This is a genomic window from Pseudomonas protegens (assembly GCF_013407925.2).
Classification (GTDB): Bacteria; Pseudomonadota; Gammaproteobacteria; order Pseudomonadales; family Pseudomonadaceae; genus Aquipseudomonas; species Aquipseudomonas fluorescens_AP.
In genome coordinates this window covers 911855-930101 of record NZ_CP060201.1, presented here as the reverse complement: position 1 = coordinate 930101, position 18247 = coordinate 911855, and the positions used below count along the sequence as shown (strand labels likewise).

Genomic DNA, 18247 nt, shown 5'->3' with positions numbered 1-18247 from the left:
CGATCCGCGGCCCTCGACAAGCACCGGGCGGCGCCGTGGGGGCGCTGAGACGCAACGTCTCAGGATCTCGCCAAAGCCCCGTGCAGGCTGACATGCGACGTCTCACGGAAGGCTGGCTTCAAGGCGCCGCGGAAAACCTGTCAGCCGCTCTGGGACAGCCTTCTGCGGAGGTTTTCCGACAACTGGCACCGGCCTTGCTCTGGCTCTGTTCAACCAGCGTCGACTGGCCCATCGAAGAATAAGAACGAGGTGCCCGATGTTTTCTCCTGCCTGTGCTCCGCCCGCGGTGAGCCCATGAGCCGCCGCCCCCTGACCGTCGGCATCATCGCCAACCCGGCCTCGGGCCGTGATGTGCGCCGCCTCACCGCCAACGCCGGGCTGTTCTCCAGCACCGACAAGGTCTCGGTGATCCAGCGTCTGCTGGCGGCCTTCGGCGCCACCGGCATCACCCAGGTGCTGATGCCCACCGACATGACCGGCATCGCCGCCGCGGTGCAGAAGAACGGCCGTAGCCGCCAGGCTCGGGAGCAGCACTGGCCGGTGCTGGAATTTCTCGACCTGACCCTGCGCCAGAGCGTCGAGGACACCCGCCAGGCGGCGCGCTGGATGGCCGAGCGCGAGGTGTCGCTGATCGCCGTGCTCGGGGGCGACGGCACCCACAAGGCGGTGGCCGCCGAGGTCGGCGATATCCCGCTGCTGACCCTGTCCACCGGCACCAACAACGCCTTTCCGGAGCTGCGCGAAGCCACCAGCGCCGGGCTGGCCGGCGGGCTCTACGCCAGCGGCCGGGTGCCCGCCGAGATTGCCCTGCGGCGCAACAAGCGCCTGCTGGTGCGCGAACCGTCCAGGGGCCTGTGCGAAGTGGCCCTGGTGGATGTGGCGGTGTCGCCCCTGGCCTTTGTCGGCGCCCGGGCCATCAGCCGCGCCAGCGATCTGGCCCAGGTCTTCGTGACCTTCGCCGAACCGCAGTCCATCGGTATTTCCGCGCTCTGCGGGCTGTGGCTGCCGGTCACCCGCCAGGAGCCCCACGGCGCCTGGATGCGCCTGGACCGGCAATCCCCCGAGGCGCTGCTGGTGCCCCTGGCCCCCGGCCTGTTGCAAGGCTGCGGAGTGCTGGACGCCGGTTACCTGCAACCCGACGTGCCCCAGCCGCTGTGCCTGAACGCCGGCACCCTGGCCCTGGATGGCGAGCGCGAGATCGAGTTCAACCCCCACGACCGGCCCACGGTCACCCTGGATGCCGGCGGCCCGCTGAGCATCGACGTCAACGCGGTCCTGGAACACGCGGCGCGCCAGCGCCTGCTGGCCATCGACCGCGATCACCGGCAACACCCCGTGAACCTTCAGTCCGAAGACACCCTGGAGAATAAAAATGTCGACACCCCTGACCACTGACCAGTTGCTCCACGCCTACCGGGTGATGCGCACCATCCGCGCATTCGAAGAACGCCTGCACGTGGAATTCGCCACCGGCGAGATCCCCGGTTTCGTCCACCTCTACGCCGGGGAAGAAGCCTCGGCCGCCGGGGTCATGGCCCACCTGCGCGACGACGACTGCATCGCCTCCAACCACCGCGGCCACGGCCATTGCATCGCCAAGGGCGTGGACGTCTACGGGATGATGGCGGAGATCTACGGCAAGAAGACCGGGGTCTGCCAGGGCAAGGGCGGCTCCATGCACATCGCCGATTTCGAGAAGGGCATGCTCGGCGCCAACGGCATCGTCGGTGCCGGCGCGCCGCTGGTGGTGGGCGCGGCCCTGGCCGCCCGGCTGCAAGGCACCGACGGCGTGTCGGTGGTGTTCTTCGGCGACGGCGGCTCCAACGAAGGCGCGGTGTTCGAGGCCATGAACATGGCCTCGGTGTGGAACCTGCCGTGCCTGTTCATCGCCGAGAACAACGGCTACGCCGAGGCCACGGCCTCCAACTGGTCGGTGGCCTGCGACCACATCGCCGACCGCGCCGCCGGCTTCGGCATGCCCGGGGTGACGGTGGACGGTTTCGATTTCTTCGCCGTGCACGAAGCTGCCGGCGCCGCCGTGGAGCGCGCCCGGGCCGGGGAGGGGCCGTCGCTGATCGAGGTCAAGCTGACCCGCTACTACGGCCACTTCGAGGGCGACGCCCAGACCTACCGCGCCCCCGACGAGGTCAAGCATTACCGCGAGCACAACGACTGCCTGATGCAGTTCCGCGAGCGCACCACCCGTTCCGGCCTGGTGCAGGCCAGCCAGCTGGAGCAGATCGATGCGGAGGTGGAAGCGCTGATCGAAGACGCGGTGCGCAAGGCCAAGACCGACCCCAAGCCGAGCCCCGCCGACCTGCTCAGCGACGTCTACGTCGCTTACCCATAACGCCCCACAGAACAACAAGAGACCACCATCATGGCGAGAAAAATCAGTTACCAGCAGGCCATCAACGAAGCCCTGGCCCAGGAAATGCGCCGCGACCCCAGCGTGTTCATCATGGGTGAAGACGTGGCGGGCGGCGCCGGCGCCCCCGGCGACAACGACGCCTGGGGCGGCGTGCTCGGGGTGACCAAAGGCCTCTACCATCAATTCCCCGGGCGGGTGCTGGACACTCCGCTGTCGGAGATCGGCTACGTCGGTGCCGCGGTCGGCGCCGCCACCCGTGGCGTGCGTCCGGTGTGCGAGCTGATGTTCGTCGACTTCGCCGGCTGCTGCCTGGACCAGATCCTCAATCAGGCGGCGAAGTTTCGCTACATGTTCGGCGGCAAGGCCCAGACTCCGCTGGTGATCCGCACCATGGTCGGCGCCGGCCTGCGCGCCGCGGCCCAGCACTCGCAGATGCTCACCTCGCTGTGGACCCACATCCCCGGGCTGAAAGTGGTCTGCCCGTCGTCGCCCTACGACGCCAAGGGTCTGCTGATCCAGGCGATCCGCGACAACGACCCGGTGATCTTCTGCGAGCACAAAATGCTCTACAGCCTGCAGGGCGAAGTGCCGGAAGAGTCCTACGCGATTCCCTTCGGCGAGGCCAACTTCCTGCGCGATGGCAAGGACGTGACCCTGGTGTCCTACGGGCGCACGGTGAACACCGCCCTGGACGCGGCCCGTGCCCTGGCCGGGCGCGGCATCGACTGCGAAGTCATCGACCTGCGCACCACCAGCCCGCTGGATGAAGACAGCATCCTGGAGAGCGTGGAAAAGACCGGGCGCCTGGTGGTGATCGACGAAGCCAACCCGCGCTGCTCCATGGCCACCGACATCTCGGCCCTGGTGGCGCAGAAAGCCTTTGCCTCCCTCAAGGCACCGATTGAAATGGTCACCGCGCCCCACACCCCAGTGCCGTTCTCCGATGCCCTGGAAGACCTGTACATCCCCGACGCGGCGAAGATCGAAAAAGCCGTGCTCACTGTGATCGAGTGGAGCCGCTGATGAGCCAGATCCATACCCTGACCATGCCCAAGTGGGGCCTGTCGATGACCGAGGGCCGGGTCGATGCCTGGCTCAAGGAAGAAGGCCAGAGCATCAGCAAGGGCGATGAAGTGCTGGACGTGGAGACCGACAAGATCTCCAGCAGCGTCGAGGCGCCGTTCTCCGGCATCCTGCGCCGGCAGATCGCCCGCCAGGACGAGACCCTGGCGGTGGGCGCGCTGCTGGGCATCGTGGTCGAAGGCGAGGCCAGCGACGCCGAGATCGACGCGGTGATCGAGCAGTTCCAGGCCAGCTTCGTGCCCGGCGACAGCGCCGACGAAGACCGCGGCCCGGCGCCGCAGAAGGTCGAGCTGGGCGGCCGGCTGATCCGCTACTTCGAGCGTGGCGAAGGCGGCACGCCGCTGCTACTGGTGCACGGCTTTGGCGGCGACCTCAACAACTGGCTGTTCAACCACGAAGCCCTGGCCGCCGGGCGCCGGGTGATCGCCCTCGACCTGCCGGGCCACGGCGAATCGACCAAGGCCCTGCAACGGGGCGACCTCGACGAGTTGAGCGAGGTATTGCTGGCGCTGCTGGATCACCTGGAGATTCCCGTGGCACATCTGGTGGGCCATTCCATGGGCGGCGCGGTGTCCCTCAACAGCGCGCGGCTGGCGCCGGGCCGCGTGCGCTCGCTGACCCTGATCGGCAGTGCCGGGCTGGGCGCTGAGATCAACGGCGACTACCTGCAAGGCTTTGTCGAGGCCAGCAACCGCAATGCGCTGAAGCCGCAACTGGTGCAGCTGTTCTCCAACGCCGAGCTGGTGAACCGGCAGATGCTCGACGACATGCTCAAGTACAAGCGCCTGGAAGGGGTGCAGGCGGCCCTCGGGCAACTGGCCGGCAAGCTGTTCGCCGATGGTCGCCAGCAGGCCGACCTGCGCCCGGTGGTGCAGGACGGCCCGCAGCCGGTGCTGGTGATCTGGGGCAGCGACGACCGGATCATTCCGGTGAGCCACAGCGCCGATCTCAAGGCGCAGATCGAGGTGCTGCCGGGGCAGGGGCACATGCTGCAGATGGAAGCGGCGGAGCAGGTCAACCGCCTGATCCTCGACTTTATCCAACAGCACTGAGGTGTTCTGCGGCGGCCAGGGGGCCGTCGCAGCTCTACAAGAATAAGGAGAAGCCAAGATGAGTGTTTCCCTCAAGCCTGTTCCCAGCATGCGTGCCGCGGTCTGGCACGGCCGCCACGATATCCGCGTCGAAGACGTACCACTGCCCGACGCGCCGCCTGCCGGCTGGGTGCAGATCCGCGTTGACTGGTGCGGGATCTGCGGTTCCGACCTGCACGAATATGTGGCCGGGCCGGTGTTCATTCCGGTGGACGCGCCGCACCCGCTGACCGGGATCAAGGGCCAGTGCATCCTCGGCCACGAGTTCTGCGGCGAAATCGTCGCCCTGGGCGAAGGGGTCCAGGGTTTCAGCGTTGGCCAGCCGGTGGCCGCCGACGCCTGCCAGCACTGCGGCACCTGCTATTACTGCACCCACGGCCTGTACAACATCTGCGAAAACCTGGCCTTTACCGGGCTGATGAACAACGGCGCCTTCGCTGAATTGGTCAACGTGCCGGCCAACCTGCTGTACGCCTTGCCGGCCAACTTTCCCGCCGAGGCCGGGGCCTTGATCGAGCCGTTGGCGGTGGGCATGCACGCGGTGAAAAAGGCCGGCAGCCTGCTGGGGCAGAACGTGGTGGTGGTCGGCGCCGGCACCATCGGCCTGTGCACCATCATGTGCGCCAAGGCCGCCGGCGCGGCTCAGGTGATCGCCCTGGAAATGTCCGGCGAGCGCAAGGCCAAGGCCCTGGAGGTGGGCGCGACCCACGTGCTCGATCCCAAGGAGTGCGACGCCCTGGCCGAGGTCAAGCGCCTCACCGGCGGGCTGGGCGCCGATGTCAGCTTCGAGTGCATCGGCAACAAGCACACCGCCAAGCTGGCCATCGACCTGATCCGCAAGGCCGGCAAATGTGTGCTGGTGGGAATCTTCGAAGAGCCCAGCGAGTTCAACTTCTTCGAACTGGTGGCTACCGAGAAACAGGTGCTCGGGGCCCTGGCCTACAACGGTGAATTCGCCGATGTGATCGCCTTTATCGCCGATGGCCGGCTGGACATTGCGCCCCTGGTGACCGGGCGCATCCAGCTGGAAGAGATCGTCGGCCAGGGCTTTGAGGAGCTGGTCAACAACAAGGAGCACAACGTCAAGATCATCGTGTCCCCCGGTCAGTTGCGACGCTCTTAAGGGGCGCTCTTTGGCGATGGCCGCCAGCGGCCATCGCACTTTTTTACAGTTTTGCGTTCTATCACCAGGCCTGGCCGCGCCGATCCCCGCCGCAGCCCGTGAATGTCGACCCGGTGCCGATGGCCTACGCTCCCTCTTCTTGCATGATGCAAAACCGCTTTCAGCGCCTGCTTCTGGCAGGGCTGCTGATGCTCAGCGCCACTGCCTGCACCCAGCAGCAAGGCCGCGATCTGGCCAAACAGTTTCGTGAAGGCAAGCCTGACGAATTCTTCCAGACCAGCGTCGATCGCATGGCCACCATCGGCATGCGCGACAACCTGCAGAGCCTGTACCTGCTGATGGGCAAGCTCTACCTGCGCAATCCCAGCCAGTGGCGCAAGTCGGGTTTCCCTGATGGCACCACGGCCCAGCGCGAGATCCGTAACGCCATCGAAAAACGCCAGCCACTGCCGGCCCTGGGAGATCGCCGCGACCTGGCGGCCTTGAGTTATTCCTTGAGCCCGGAGTTTGAGGGGGATCGGGTCGGTGCCTTTATCTATGCCATTGGCAGCATGCTGGTGACCGCCCATGGCGGGCGGACCGAGTTCTACATGACCGATAGCATCGATCCGCAGTTCATCAGTAATGCGGCGCGCAATATTGAAAAGGCCACCTGGCTGTTGAGCCAGCGCCAGGATGCCAATGGGGTGCTGTTGCTGTTTTCCAACGAGATTTCCGAGGAGGGCAGCAATCTGAGTTTTGCCGTGGAGTTTGGGAAGATTGTGGCGCGGTTGGATTTGCTGACGCAGATTCTGGATGAGCGCTATCGGCGGGTGGGGTTCAATTATGCGCAGAGTTTGTTGTTGATGAATTTTTTGCCGGTGCAGTAGCCAGAGCACAGGCCTCATTTTTTGTGGTGAGGGAGCTTGTTCCCGCTTGGGTGCGTAGCGGCCGTAAAACCTGAGGGCGCGGTGTTATGGGGGGATATCCGTTGCTGCGGGTGCGGCCGCTTATGGTTCCGCTCTTACAGCGGCTCACTTTTGAAAAGCGCAAAAGTAAGCAAAACGCTCTGCCCCTCCACTCGGTGCCTCGCCTAGGCTCGGCATGCCCGAACTCCGGCATTGATCCGTGGGCCGCCGCCACAGGCCATCAATGGCCTGGGGCGGCTAACCCGGCATCCCTGCCGGGTTACCCACGGCTCAATGCCTGCGTTCGGCCATCGTGGTTGAAGGGGCGTTCAGATCAAGATCAAAATCAAGAGCGCGACGGCGGCCTGCCGGCCGGCCTGAAGCTAAGGGGTGCGTTTGTGTAGGAGCTGGCTTGCCAGCGAAGGCGCCCGCCCAGGCGCTGTATGACTTACGGGCCCCTTCGCCGGCAAGCCGGCTCCTACAGAGGTGTGCGGTGGTTGGGCCTCCGTAGGAGCTGGCCTGCCAGCGAAGGCGTCAGTCCAGGCGCTGCATGAGTTTGTCCGCCAGTCCGATACGGTGGCCTTTGCCAGCGCCATCAGTGGCGAGGGGCGGGGGATGGATGGGCTGGTATCGGTGCCGCTGTCCAACCCGCGCTTGGGCGATCGGGACATTCAGGTGCTGACCATGCCCAAGCGGGTGCTGCCGGAAAGCCTGGCGTTCTTTATCGACACCTTGATTGCGCGGTTGCAGAAAGAGGGCTGAGGGAGCCTGCTGACTGTGGAGCAGGCCGTTTGCGCCGCTCGTGGTTAACGGCGGTGCCGATCAACCTCTTCTACGCGGCTATCGACCAAGCCTTGCCTGTGGCCCCGATTAAACAACTACCTAGGAATGGAGGCATTCAATCGTTGAAAACGCTGAAAAAATTTACCGTGCATGGCACCGCTGTGGGCAGCGACAGGCGCATTCAACTGGACGAGATTTCGATTCTCGCCGAGCCGGACACGCTCAGGGCGCTGGGTGAGTTCCTGATCAAGGCTTCAGCCGACATGGCGGCCAATGGCCTGGAGCATGTGCATCTGCAAGACGTGATCGAGCACTTCTCGCACCAGGACCATGTGGATGTGATTGCCCTCAACCGGGCTGTGATCAAGCCTGCCTGAGGCAGCGCCGTGCCCGGCCCGGCTACATGTTGCGAATCCTCTCGTCGGCCCTGAGCTCGAACTTAAAGCCAATGCCCACGTCATTCAGGGTTTCGGTCACGCGGGCCATGAAGTACTCGGCCTGCGCGGGCAGTTCATACAAGCCTACGACCTGGATGATCGGGTACTTGCCATAGGCGCCGGGAATCTCGGTGTAGATCTGGCCACCTTCGATGAAGGCGATGTAGCTGTTGATTTTCTCTTGCAGCAAGAGCAGGTGTTCGCCTTGTTCCGCCTTGTTGCCCCATTCGAGGTGGTCGGTCATCACCAGCAACAGGCTGTCGGGCGGGTCTTTGGGAATTGCCCAGAAATCGATGACTTTTGGATTGGTGATGGACACGTCTGATCCTTAACGAGGTCGGCTTGCAAGCATTTCATTTACCGGGTCACTGAGCGCCAGGTCACCAGTCCATCCAGGCCATGCTCGGACTTCAGGTAGTTGAGTGTGTTCTGTGCCTCGGCCTTTTCTTCGAACGGGCCGGCAAAAAGGTGCGGTGGCTCATCGAGAATGGTGGGGATGTCGATTAGCCCCATCTGTGCAGCCAGGCGTTCAAACTCTTCATCGGTTTGAGCGCTGATGCGCGCTACCCAACCGCTGCGATCCCTCAAGGCGATAGGCTCCACTTCGGCGCCGCAGCGCTTGCATCGTGAGGCGCTGGTGTTGATGTCCTGGGTGCAGGCAGGACAAGGGCGCAGATCCTCATGCACCAGCGCATCAACGCCAGTCTTTGCCAGCCGTGGCATCAACCACACGGCAAGCAGGGCGACGCCAGGAAAGAACAGCCCGATTGCAAACCATCTTGGACCCGAGCGCCCACGTGTGCTGGCAGCGTAAGCGGTCATTGCCGTGAGCATGAGCCAGAGGGGGAGCGAGACGCCCATTGCAACTCCTTGTGTTGAGGTGTGAGTAATGCTCCCGCTGAACGGGGGCTGCAAAATATCCGTTCTTTGGCTGCGACACCATCCGTCGAGCGCAAAGGCAGGCGCCTGCCCCTCACTTCAGGAAAAAGTCTTCGTTGATCGAATCCAGTAGCAGTGACTTGACGATCTGCAGTGCGTTTTCGTGTTTGCCGCCCACGCGCATACCGATCTCAAGCTCGTAGGAAGGCATGGGCGCAGGGCAGGGGAAGGTTGGCCGTAGCGCCTTCAGCGCGCAGGCGCTGGGTACGGCCATGGAGGTGTTCCTGCACGCTGCTCAATCGGGGAGCGCGCAGGGGGCGAGCTACAGGCTGGGAGCCTCTTCGTTCACTTTCAGCTCGAAATCGAAGCCAATGCCGCGCTCGTTGAGGATTTCGGTAATGCGTTTGAAAAACCAATCGACTTGCTCTGGCAGCTCGTGCAAACCCAGTACCCGGACAATCAGGTGCTTGCCGCGGGCATCGGGAATTTCGCTGTAGATCTCTTCACTTTCGATAAAGGTGATGTAGGTGTTGATCTTCTCTTGCAGCAGGAGCAGGTGTTCGCTGTGTGCCGCTTCGTCACCCCATTCGAGGGGGTCGACCATGATCAACAGCAGGCTGTCGGGCGCGGATTTGGGGATGGCCCAGATATCGATGACTTGTGGATTGGTGATGGACATGGCTGATCCTTCAGAAGGTTGAGGGCGGCATTGTATGCCGTAGCGGCTGATTTCTTCAGTGGGCAGTCGGTGGTCTGGCGCGGGGGCGAAGCCAGGGTGGGTTTGCCGGGTGCTGCCGTGTTCAGGCGCAACCTGATCGAGCGGCGGCGAGCGGTTTTCAACAGCGGTCGGATCGACGGCAGTGACAAAATGCCATCATCTGCTATGGCTTGTTAGGCCCCCCGTGGATAGATGCCGAACTCCAGGTGCCATTGCCCGGAAGAATCGAGACGGCGCGGGCCGCGTTATTCGACTTAACTGATGCTCACCCGCCAAGGGGGACATGGGCGCAGGAGGACGGAGTGGGGCCTGCGATCCCGACAGGCCTGGATTGACCCGAGTGAGTATCGACGTTGCCGTGCCGGGTGGGCCGCTAACCCAGTCGTCGGCTTGTTTGCAGCTCTCTGACACTCAGTCGATAGCGTGGAATGACAGCAGGGAAGTACCGACCATTCTATTAGAGAGATAAAAAATGAACGTCAGGACAATGAATCTTGCACCAAGGTCTGCCGCCTTTTTCTCGCTCATTGTCCTGGTGGTGTTCGCCCTGGGCATGGTCGCGGTGCTGCAAATGGGCAAGCTGCGAGACTCCGAGCAGGATGTCGAAACCAACTGGATGGCCAGCATCCGCGAGATCGGCAAGATGAAGACCGGCATCTTGCGCCTGCGCCTGGAAAGCATCCGCATTACCGTGACCACCGACGAACAACAGCGCCAGACCCGCATCGCCTCGTTGAGCGGTTATCGAAGCGCCCTGCAGAACACCATCAGCCAGTACGTCCCCTTGATCACCGGGCCGGCGGAGCGTGAGCTGTACCAGGCGGTGGCGACCGATGTGCAGGCCTACTTCAAGCTGGTGGACGAGCTGGAACCGCTGCTGCGCAGCGGTGACAACGCCGCGGCCATCACCTTGATCAACACCCGCATCAGCCCCATGACCAACGCCATGCAAGAGAAGATGGACAAGCTCTCGGACTTCAATGACGAGGGCGCCAGGCAGGCGGGGATCACCGCCTCGTCGGTGTACAGCAGCGGCCTGACGCTGGTGCTGGTGTTGATGGGGGTGACGGTGGTGCTCACCGTGGTGTTGGCGGCGGTGCTGACCCGCAGCATCACCGCGCCCATCAGTGACGCCCTGGCCGTGGCCGAACGTATTGCCGGCAGCGACCTGTCCCGGGAGATCGGCGTCAGTGGCCGCGATGAAGCCGGCCGCCTGCTGGCCGCCCTGGCGCAGATGCAGACCAACCTGCGGGAAACCATCGCTCACATCGCCGATTCCTCCACCCAGCTGGCCTCGGCTTCCGAAGAGATGACTGCGGTGACCGAAGATGCCAGCCGCGGACTGGTACGGCAGAACGATGAAGTCAGCCAGGCAGCCACCGCAGTGACCGAAATGAGCGCCGCGGTGGATGAAGTGGCACGCAATGCCGAAGCCGCCGCTCAGTCGTCCCGCGAGTCCATGGAGTTCACCCGTTCCGGCATCGAGAACGTGGCCCAGACCCTCAAAGCCATCGAAGGCCTGGCCGGCAACGTGGCCAGCACTGGCGAACAGGTCAAGGCCCTGTCCAGCCGGGCCCAGGACATCAGCAAAGTGGTGGAAGTGATTCGCGCGATTGCCGAACAGACCAACCTGCTGGCCCTCAACGCCGCCATCGAAGCCGCCCGCGCTGGCGAGCAGGGCCGGGGTTTTGCGGTGGTGGCTGATGAAGTTCGGGCCCTGGCTCACCGCACCCAGCAGTCGACCCAGGAAATCGAGCAGATGATCACCGCGATCCAGGCCGATTCGACCCAGGCGGTGAGTGCGATGAACGTCAGCGCGGAGATGGCCACCAGCTCGATTTCGGTGGCGCAGAACGCCGATGTGTCGCTCAAGCAGATTGCCCAGGCGATCACCCAGATCAATGAGCGCAACCTGTTGATTGCCACCGCCTCGGAGGAGCAGGCGCAGGTGGCGCGTGAGGCGGATCAGAACCTGACGAGTATTCGTGAACTTTCGATCCAGAGTTCGGCGGGGGCCAGCCAGACGGCCAGTGCTTGTGGGGAGATGGCCAATCTGGCGATTGAGCTGAATCGGTTGGTGGCGCGGTTCAAGGTTTGAGGGTGGCTTTTTGCCCTGCGGTGGTTTGGTTCCTCTGTGGGGGCTGGCTGGTCAGCGAAGCTCGCCAACGATGAGGCGCAGGCACCTTCTTACTGCGTGCACTTGGGGGCGGGTGGGGGACATATCCGTTGCTGCGGGTGTGGCTAGTTACGGTTCCGCTCTTACAGCGGTGGGCGGTGTACATATCCGTTGCTGCGGTCACGGCTGCTTATGGTTTCGCTCTTACAGCGACTCACTTTTGAAAATCCGGAATGCCGGCCCAGACAAAAGTAAGCAAAACGCTCCTGCCCCTCCACTCGGTGCCTCGCTGGGGCTCGGCATGCCCGAACTCCGGCATTGATCCGTGGGCCGCCGCCACCGGCCATCCCTGGCCGGGTGGCGGCTAACCCGGCATCCCTGCCGGGTTACCCACGGCTCAATGCCTGCGTTCGGCCATCGTGGTTAACGGGGCGTTCAGATCAAGATCAAGATCAAAATCTGACGGCGGCCTGCCGGCCGGCCTGAAGATGGAGCGGTGTGTAGCGCCACCCGTGTAGGAGCTGGCTTGCCAGCGAAGGCGTCGGCCCAGGCGCTGCAGGTCTTGCGGGCCTCTTCGCCGGCAAGCCGGCTCCTACAGAGATGTGCGGTGGTTGGGTCACCGTAGGAGCTGGCTTGCCAGCGAAGGCGTCGGCCCAGGCGACGCATGACTTACGGGCCTCTTCGCCGGCAAGCCGGCTCCTACAGAGATGTGCGGTGGTTGGGTCACCGTAGGAGCTGGCTTGCCAGCGAAGGCGTCCGCCCAGGCGACGCATGACTTACGGGCCTCTTCGCCGGCAAGCCGGCTCCTACAGCGAGATGTGGTGGTTGGGCCTCCGTAGGAGCTGGCTTGCCAGCGAAGGCGTCGGCCCAGGCCACGCATGGCTTACCGGCCCTGAGGCATGGCCCTCTGCAACCGACCGCTAAGCCGCAAGCCATCACGTACGTTCAATCCCATCAATGTGAGGTTGGTGGCTCCGGCGATCAGTTCGATGACCTGCACCAGGTAAAAACCCGTGTCGAAGTTGCCAGCCGACGCCCACCGGTTGAGTGCAATGGCGCAGGGCACGAGCACCAACAGGCCATTGGCGGCAATGAAGGGCATGCGTTTTTTCTTCGAGGCGATCAGGCGTCCCTGTCGTGCCCGGCTCAGACCCATGCCGCTGGCTCCCGCCACTGCCATCGCCGGGATCAGCACCCAGAGCCCAGGGCTCACGATCAGTTGCTTGAGCTGAGCGATCGCATGTCGGGTGCCCATGCTTTCCACCAGCAGGGTCGAGACAAAGAACGTGGCGATGCACAGCAGGGCCAGCAGGCTGGCAGTGAGGTGGAGTCGTTTGAGCATGGGGCGCTTTCCGTCAGTCAATGGGGCTGTGTTCAAGCCGTGCAGATGTTCGGCACGGCTACCTTGGTGAACAGATGGGGCATGGCCAGGGCGCTTGAGGGGTAACGGCCCAGGGCGTTGGCGAAGTCCGGGTGATTGAAGGCTTCGCGAAAGCGCTCCACCGACTCCCATACGGCGTAGTTCAGGAACATGCAGCTGCCACCGATGGCCTGGTGGAGCTGCGTGGAAATGTAACCGGCCCGCTGTTTCATCCAGTTGGCATCCAGCTCCCAGGCACGCAGAAGCTCGGGTATATCGTCCTCGTCGACGCTGAACAGGTTGACCAGCACCACCGGTGACTCGCTGCACTGGAGTTGCTGATGGATGGGGACTACAGGATCAAGCGGGCGAATGGACAACATGGCGGTCTCCAGTATGTAAACATGATGACAATGTGGTGCGATGGATAAAAACTAGCTCGATTGACATCATGGTGTCAATGTGGAAAAGTCCGCGGCATGAAAAAACCAAACCACACCCCCGCTGGACGCGCCATGACCGATCTGGTCCTCGAGCTCTTTCGAGCCAGTGCGCGGATGCTCACCGCAGGCGATCGCCTGGTGGCTGAGATAGGCCTCACCAGTGCCCGCTGGCAGCTCCTTGGCACGATCGTCGCTGCCGATCGGGCGCAGCCCGTCTCGTGGATTGCCCGCGACATGGGCGCGAATCGGCAGAACGTTCAGCGGATCGTCAACGATCTGGTGAAGGATGGCCTGCTGGAATTTCAGCCGAACCCTCACCATCGCCGGGCGCAACTGGTGGTGCTGACGGAGGCTGGAAAGGCGGCATTCGATCAGGCATTGAAGCTTCAAGCGCCCTGGATCAACGAGCTTGCCCAGGGGCTGGAAGTCGATGAGATCCAGACTACCCACCGCGTGCTGAACCAACTGCGCAACCGGCTAGAGCAAGACCAGGGCGAATGAGCCGGCCGGCCTGGAGACGACTAACTCCTTACGGGGGCTCGGCCACAGGATGTCGGCATCCCCGATGATGATCGGGCCAACATCACTGCCAGCGTTTCAGGACCTGGGCCCTTTATCGAGGGAATGACCTGTTCCCCATAACGCGGCCTGTCCACCCTGCAGCGATTTTTTGCACAGTTTTAAGGTTGATGTATGAATGCATTTGATTTTAAGACATTTAATGTGGGTTCCATTGTTCGAACAGCTGATAGTTGCGCTGCGCTCAAACACCAGATCGGATTCTTGATCCAGGTTCTGGAGGCGTTGGATATCAAGTTCTCTGACTGCGAGCAGGACCCTTTGCTTCTGGCGAAAGCCTATGTTGCCGGGGACATCCCCATTGAACAGTGCAAGGCGCAGGCTTCGGTCTGGTGGGCGAAAATCGACGAAAAAGGCGCCGTGCGAGCGTTTCAGGATCGGGACGTCTTGATGGCCCGGCTGGCCATTTGCTTATTGTCGAATGATGAGGACGATATCTCTGTTTTGGGAGATAACCTGTCGTGGTTTTTTGAGGTGTTGGGTTTCTTGAATGTGGAGCCGATGAAGCCCATTGAGATGATGAAAGAGTACTTTGAATTCAAATGAAATTTGATTCGCGGCCGACTCGCCATTAGGGCTCCAGCCTAAAGAGTCACAACATGAAAGACGCCATTCGTTTTGCTGACGCCACCCGCCATTCTGGCGTGGTACTCGAAGCGTTTTCCCAAGCCGAACTCAATGGCAAGCCGATTGCGGGCATCGGCCACAAGGCCGGTTGCCCACGGTTCAATACCATCCCCTGTAGGCGCAGGCTTGCCAGCGAAGCTCGCCAACGATGAGGCGCAGGCACCTTCTTACTGCGTGCAATTGGGGGCGGGTGGGGGATATATCCGTTGTTGCGGGTGTGGCCACTGGCGGTTCCGCTCTTACAGCGGCTCACTTTTGAAGATCCGGAATGCCGGCCCAGACAAAAGTAAGCAAAACGCTCTGCCCCTCCACTCGGTGCCTCGCCTAGGCTCGGCATGCCCGAACGAAGGCATTGATCCGTGGGCCGCCGCCACCGGCCATCCCTGGCCGGGTGGCGGCTAACCCGGCATCTCTGCCGGGTTACCCACGGCTCAATGCCTGCGTTCAGCCATCGTGGTTAAGGGGGCAGGAAGATCAAAAGCCAAAGCCAAAGCAAAGCCAGATCAAAGGCCAAAGCCAAGCCAAGCGCGTTTTATGCGCTTGTTGGGTTCAATGGCGTTCTGGACTCTTGCTCGGTTCGCCACTGGATCACTTCCAGCACCGCGCAACCCTCCCGGGTGACTCGCTGAGCGGTTCATGCCGTTACCGAATCGACGGTGACCTCGCTCTTAGAGCTTCATGCCCACTGCCAGTCGGTTAAAGGCATTCATCAAGGACACGGCCAATGTCAGGTCGGAAATTTCAACCTCGCTAAAGTGCGCTTTCAGTGGTTCGTACAGCTCGTCCGGCGCGCCCTTGTCGTGGACGTAGGTGAGTGTCTCGGTCCAGGCCAGGGCCGCGCGCTCGCGTTCGCTGAACAGTTCGCTGACGCGCCAGCCGGCGAGGCAATCCAGCTTTTCCTGGGCGACTCCACATTCACGCAGGGTCTGCGAGTGCTTGCCCAGGCAGAACGAGCAGCCGTTGATCTGCGACACGCGCAAAAACACCAGTTCCACCAGGGGCAAGCCCAGGGGGCTGGCGACCAGGGCGCTGTTGGTGGCGAGCAGGCCTTGATAGGCGGCCGGCGACAAAGTGGCAAAGGGCAGTCTGAGTTGGCTCATGGTGAAACTCCGATAGGGAAAAAGTGATCAGGCACAAACGAGAGGGTTGAACAGGGGCTGCAAGGACAGTGCGCTGCGGGCCTCGTCGAGGGTTGCACGCACGGCCTCGTCACCGAACACCAACCCTTGCAGATAAGTGAACTGCAGGTCGAACAGGCCGAGGGTGTTCAGCACCTGGCGCAGGTAAGGCGTCAGAAAGTCCGGTTGGCGTGCCCGTTCGCCCTGGTGAAAGCCGCCGGAACTCACCAGCACATGCACCGGGCGGTCCTTGAGCAGGCCGACCTTGCCCTCCGGGCCGGAGCTGAAGGTGCGGTGAATGCGCAGCACGTAGTCGATCCACAGCTTGAGCGCGGCCGGCAGGGTGAAATTGTGCATGGGCGTGGCAATGAGCAGGGCATCGCTGCGCTCCAACTCGCCGATCAGCCCCTCGGACACCTCGAACAGTGGCGCGTCGAAGGGCGTGGGGGTGGTCAGGGCGTGGGCGTAGTCCATGCCCAGTGGCGGCAACGGATTGGCCCCCAGATCGCGCTCGACCAGTTCCAGGTGCGGAAAGCGTTGGCGCAGGGAACTCACCAGTTCCAGTGCCAACTGGTTGCCATGGGAAACCTGCCCACGGGGGCTGGCGTTGATCAGCAGCAGGTTGTTCATGCCGGCTCCCCACCCTGAAGTCGTTGAGTGAAATGCATGCCCCGGGCCAGCAGCCCCTGGCGGAAATAGAAGCGCTGGGCCAGGGGCATATGCAGGCCGGTATCCAGCACCAGGTGATCGCATTGACGCTGCACGGCCTCATCACGCACGGCGCTCAGCAGCCGCGCACCCAATCCGCTGCGCTGAAGGTCGGGGCTCACGACCAGGTCATCGACGTAGATGAAGCGCCCGTAGAGCAGGTTTTCCAGCTCGCGGTAGCCCGCCAGGCCGACGATGCTCTCGGCGTCCCACGCGGCGAGCAAGCGGTAGCCCTGTTCGGCCTGCCGGGCCCATTGGGCGACATAGGCCGCCGGGCTGGTGAGGTGGGGGCGCAAGACACGCATCAAGTCGAAACTGGCCGCCAGGGCCGCTTCGCTTTCGAGGTGTTGAAGGGTGTAGGGCATGTGCGTCATCCGCTGCAAAGAGATGACCCACTTTAGGAGGTCAATGGCTTAAGCTACAGGGCCAAAAAATGCATAAATGACTAGGCCATGATCCTTCCTTTCGAATTGGACCGCAGCCAGACGGCGCCGATCTATCGCCAGCTTTACCAGCGGTTTCGCGAGTCTATCGCCGATGGCCGCCTGCGTCCGGGGGACCGAGTGCCGGCGGTGCGCGCCCTGGCGGCGGAACTCAACCTGGCGCGGGGCACCGTGGAAGCGGCCTACCAGTTGCTCATAGGCGAGGGCTACCTGACTGCTCGCGGGGCCGCCGGGACCATTGTCACCCCGCAACTGGCGCCGATTTGCGCGCCCATGCAGCGCGCCCCAGTGGCTCCCGCGACCCACCAAGCCACCCATGCCGGCACCTCGCCCCTGGCCCTGCAAATGGGCCTGCCAGCGCTGGACGCCTTTCCGCGCAAACTCTGGACCCGCCTGGCGGGCCGGCAACTGCGCCAGGCGGGTGTCGAAGGCCTGGTCTACCCGGACGCGCGCGGCTACGCCCCGCTGCGGGCGGCCATTGCCTCCTACCTGGGGATTTCCCGGGGCATCAGCTGCCACCCGGAACAGATTTTCGTCTGCGCCGGCTACCGCGCCTGCCTCGACCTGATCAGCCACACGCTGATGGGCCCGGGCGCCACCTGCTGGCTGGAGGAGCCCGGCTACTTCATGGCCAGGAACGCCCTGCTGGAAGCCGGCGCACAGTTGGTGCCGGTGCCCGTGGACGATCAGGGCCTGGACGTCGCCCAAGGCATCGCCCGCGCCCCAGAGGCCGGCTTTGCCGTGGTCACCCCGACCCACCAGAGCCCGCTGGGGATGTCGCTGTCCCTGCCGCGGCGCCTGGCCCTGTTGGACTGGGCCAACCGCCAAGGCAGCTGGATCATCGAGGACGACTACGACAGCGAATACCGCTACCAGGGCAAGCCCTTGCCGGCCCTCAAGAGCCTCGACCAGCAGGGCCGCGTGCTCTACACCGGCACCTTCAGCAAAGTCCTGTTTCCAGGCCTGCGCCTGGCCTACCTGGTGGTGCCCGCCGAACAGACCCCAGCGTTCGCTCGCCAGGCGGATCGTTTGCACAACCACTGCCCGCACCTGCTGCAGGCGACGGTCGCGGCCTTTCTCAACGAGGGGCACTTTGCCCGGCATTTGAACAAAATGCGTGGCCTGTATGCGCGTCGGCGGCAGTGGCTGGTGGAGGCGTTGCACCAGCAGGTGGGTGGGCGTTTGCAGATAGACCCGCAGGCGGGGGGCATGCATGTGGTGGCTGGGCTGGGGGAGGGGGACGATGTGCAGATTGCCCGGCGGGCTCGGGAGGTGGGGGTTGCGGTGGAGCCGTTGTCGCAGTGGTATCTGGGGGGCGGTGGGAGGCAGGGGTTGGTGATGGGGTTTACTAATGTGGTCAGTGCGGAGCAGGCGGCGAGTGTGGCGGTGCGCTTGGCTCGGGCCATTGGATGAAAGGGGGGGCTACGGCCGCTGAGGCTGGAGTCTTTCCTGTGGCAGCCCCCGCCATTTGGCAGGCCACA

20 protein-coding genes and 3 pseudogenes are annotated in these 18247 nt (G+C 63.4%); 14 read left to right on the top strand and 9 right to left on the bottom strand.

The window, feature by feature from the left end:
- The first annotated feature begins 294 nt into the window (after positions 1-294).
- The 8 genes and pseudogenes from GGI48_RS04285 (at position 295) to GGI48_RS04250 (ending at position 7715) form a co-directional block, all read left to right on the top strand.
- A pseudogene (locus tag GGI48_RS04285) lies at positions 295-1370 on the top strand (ATP-NAD kinase family protein).
- A gap of 2 nt (positions 1371-1372) precedes the next feature.
- Positions 1373-2350, top strand: coding sequence for a thiamine pyrophosphate-dependent dehydrogenase E1 component subunit alpha (locus tag GGI48_RS04280; RefSeq protein ID WP_179597178.1), 978 nt, complete (start codon positions 1373-1375; stop codon positions 2348-2350).
- Positions 2351-2380: 30 nt separating this feature from the next.
- Complete coding sequence (locus GGI48_RS04275) at positions 2381-3394, top strand: alpha-ketoacid dehydrogenase subunit beta (protein ID WP_016962931.1); 1014 nt, start codon at positions 2381-2383, stop codon at positions 3392-3394.
- Positions 3394-4506, top strand: a complete 1113-nt coding sequence (locus tag GGI48_RS04270; RefSeq protein ID WP_179597176.1) for an acetoin dehydrogenase dihydrolipoyllysine-residue acetyltransferase subunit — start codon at positions 3394-3396, stop codon at positions 4504-4506. The genes GGI48_RS04275 and GGI48_RS04270 overlap by 1 nt, the downstream gene beginning before the upstream one ends.
- Positions 4507-4594: 88 nt before the next feature.
- Complete coding sequence (locus GGI48_RS04265) at positions 4595-5668, top strand: 2,3-butanediol dehydrogenase (protein WP_260620669.1); 1074 nt, start codon at positions 4595-4597, stop codon at positions 5666-5668.
- Between the two features lie 143 nt (positions 5669-5811).
- A complete protein-coding gene (locus GGI48_RS04260; protein WP_179601924.1) occupies positions 5812-6537 on the top strand; it encodes a hypothetical protein in 726 nt (241 codons plus the stop codon).
- A gap of 633 nt (positions 6538-7170) precedes the next feature.
- Positions 7171-7317 carry a hypothetical protein gene (locus tag GGI48_RS04255; RefSeq protein WP_260620623.1) on the top strand — a complete coding sequence of 49 codons (147 nt, stop codon included), beginning with the start codon at positions 7171-7173 and terminating at the stop codon, positions 7315-7317.
- Positions 7318-7346: 29 nt separating this feature from the next.
- Entirely contained in the window at positions 7347-7715 is a 369-nt protein-coding gene (locus GGI48_RS04250; protein ID WP_179596121.1) for a hypothetical protein, read from the top strand.
- 22 nt (positions 7716-7737) lie between these two features.
- Here GGI48_RS04250 and GGI48_RS04245 read toward each other — a convergent pair whose 3' ends face one another.
- The 4 genes from GGI48_RS04245 to GGI48_RS04230 all read right to left on the bottom strand — a co-directional run bounded on the left by GGI48_RS04245 (position 7738) and on the right by GGI48_RS04230 (position 9333).
- Positions 7738-8094, bottom strand: a complete 357-nt coding sequence (locus GGI48_RS04245; protein ID WP_179597172.1) for a DUF6572 domain-containing protein — start codon at positions 8092-8094, stop codon at positions 7738-7740.
- Between the two features lie 38 nt (positions 8095-8132).
- The gene (locus tag GGI48_RS04240; protein WP_179597170.1) at positions 8133-8636 is read right to left on the bottom strand and encodes an SPOR domain-containing protein; all 504 of its coding nucleotides are present in this window, start codon (positions 8634-8636) and stop codon (positions 8133-8135) included.
- Between the two features lie 112 nt (positions 8637-8748).
- The gene (locus GGI48_RS04235; protein ID WP_179597168.1) at positions 8749-8928 is read right to left on the bottom strand and encodes a hypothetical protein; all 180 of its coding nucleotides are present in this window, start codon (positions 8926-8928) and stop codon (positions 8749-8751) included.
- 48 nt (positions 8929-8976) lie between these two features.
- Positions 8977-9333, bottom strand: a complete 357-nt coding sequence (locus tag GGI48_RS04230) for a DUF6572 domain-containing protein (protein ID WP_179597166.1) — start codon at positions 9331-9333, stop codon at positions 8977-8979.
- 511 nt (positions 9334-9844) lie between these two features.
- Here GGI48_RS04230 and GGI48_RS31390 point away from each other — a divergent pair.
- Both GGI48_RS31390 and GGI48_RS31385 read left to right on the top strand, forming a co-directional pair.
- Positions 9845-10567: pseudogene (locus tag GGI48_RS31390) on the top strand (MCP four helix bundle domain-containing protein); the annotation flags it as partial.
- 39 nt (positions 10568-10606) lie between these two features.
- Positions 10607-11470 (top strand): methyl-accepting chemotaxis protein, encoded by an 864-nt coding sequence (locus tag GGI48_RS31385; RefSeq protein WP_409565394.1) that lies wholly within the window; start codon positions 10607-10609, stop codon positions 11468-11470.
- 901 nt (positions 11471-12371) lie between these two features.
- Here the strand turns inward: GGI48_RS31385 and GGI48_RS04220 are convergent.
- Together GGI48_RS04220 and GGI48_RS04215 are read right to left on the bottom strand one after the other, a co-directional pair.
- Positions 12372-12830, bottom strand: coding sequence for a hypothetical protein (locus tag GGI48_RS04220; RefSeq protein ID WP_179597162.1), 459 nt, complete (start codon positions 12828-12830; stop codon positions 12372-12374).
- A gap of 32 nt (positions 12831-12862) precedes the next feature.
- Positions 12863-13231 carry an antibiotic biosynthesis monooxygenase family protein gene (locus tag GGI48_RS04215; RefSeq protein WP_102880282.1) on the bottom strand — a complete coding sequence of 123 codons (369 nt, stop codon included), beginning with the start codon at positions 13229-13231 and terminating at the stop codon, positions 12863-12865.
- A gap of 132 nt (positions 13232-13363) precedes the next feature.
- Here GGI48_RS04215 and GGI48_RS04210 point away from each other — a divergent pair, with 132 nt between their 5' ends.
- The 3 genes and pseudogenes from GGI48_RS04210 to GGI48_RS04200 form a co-directional block, all read left to right on the top strand.
- On the top strand, positions 13364-13792 hold the full coding sequence (locus tag GGI48_RS04210; RefSeq protein WP_218872811.1) for a MarR family winged helix-turn-helix transcriptional regulator: 429 nt from the start codon (positions 13364-13366) through the stop codon (positions 13790-13792).
- A 192-nt stretch (positions 13793-13984) separates the two neighbouring features.
- The gene (locus GGI48_RS04205; RefSeq protein WP_179597158.1) at positions 13985-14416 is read left to right on the top strand and encodes a hypothetical protein; all 432 of its coding nucleotides are present in this window, start codon (positions 13985-13987) and stop codon (positions 14414-14416) included.
- Positions 14417-14469: 53 nt separating this feature from the next.
- Positions 14470-14592: pseudogene (locus GGI48_RS04200) on the top strand (PAAR domain-containing protein); the annotation flags it as partial.
- A 573-nt stretch (positions 14593-15165) separates the two neighbouring features.
- Here the strand turns inward: GGI48_RS04200 and GGI48_RS04195 are convergent.
- Genes GGI48_RS04195 through GGI48_RS04185 form a run of 3 tightly spaced genes read right to left on the bottom strand, consistent with a single transcriptional unit; the run spans position 15166 to position 16688 of the window.
- Positions 15166-15597, bottom strand: coding sequence for a carboxymuconolactone decarboxylase family protein (locus GGI48_RS04195; RefSeq protein ID WP_179597156.1), 432 nt, complete (start codon positions 15595-15597; stop codon positions 15166-15168).
- Positions 15598-15624: 27 nt separating this feature from the next.
- The gene (locus GGI48_RS04190) at positions 15625-16245 is read right to left on the bottom strand and encodes an FMN-dependent NADH-azoreductase (RefSeq protein WP_179597154.1); all 621 of its coding nucleotides are present in this window, start codon (positions 16243-16245) and stop codon (positions 15625-15627) included.
- Entirely contained in the window at positions 16242-16688 is a 447-nt protein-coding gene (locus GGI48_RS04185) for a GNAT family N-acetyltransferase (RefSeq protein WP_179597152.1), read from the bottom strand. Before GGI48_RS04185 ends, GGI48_RS04190 begins: the two co-directional genes overlap by 4 nt.
- Positions 16689-16775: 87 nt before the next feature.
- Between GGI48_RS04185 and GGI48_RS04180 the strand changes: the two genes are divergently transcribed.
- Entirely contained in the window at positions 16776-18179 is a 1404-nt protein-coding gene (locus tag GGI48_RS04180) for a PLP-dependent aminotransferase family protein (protein ID WP_179597150.1), read from the top strand.
- The last annotated feature ends 68 nt before the right edge of the window (positions 18180-18247 follow it).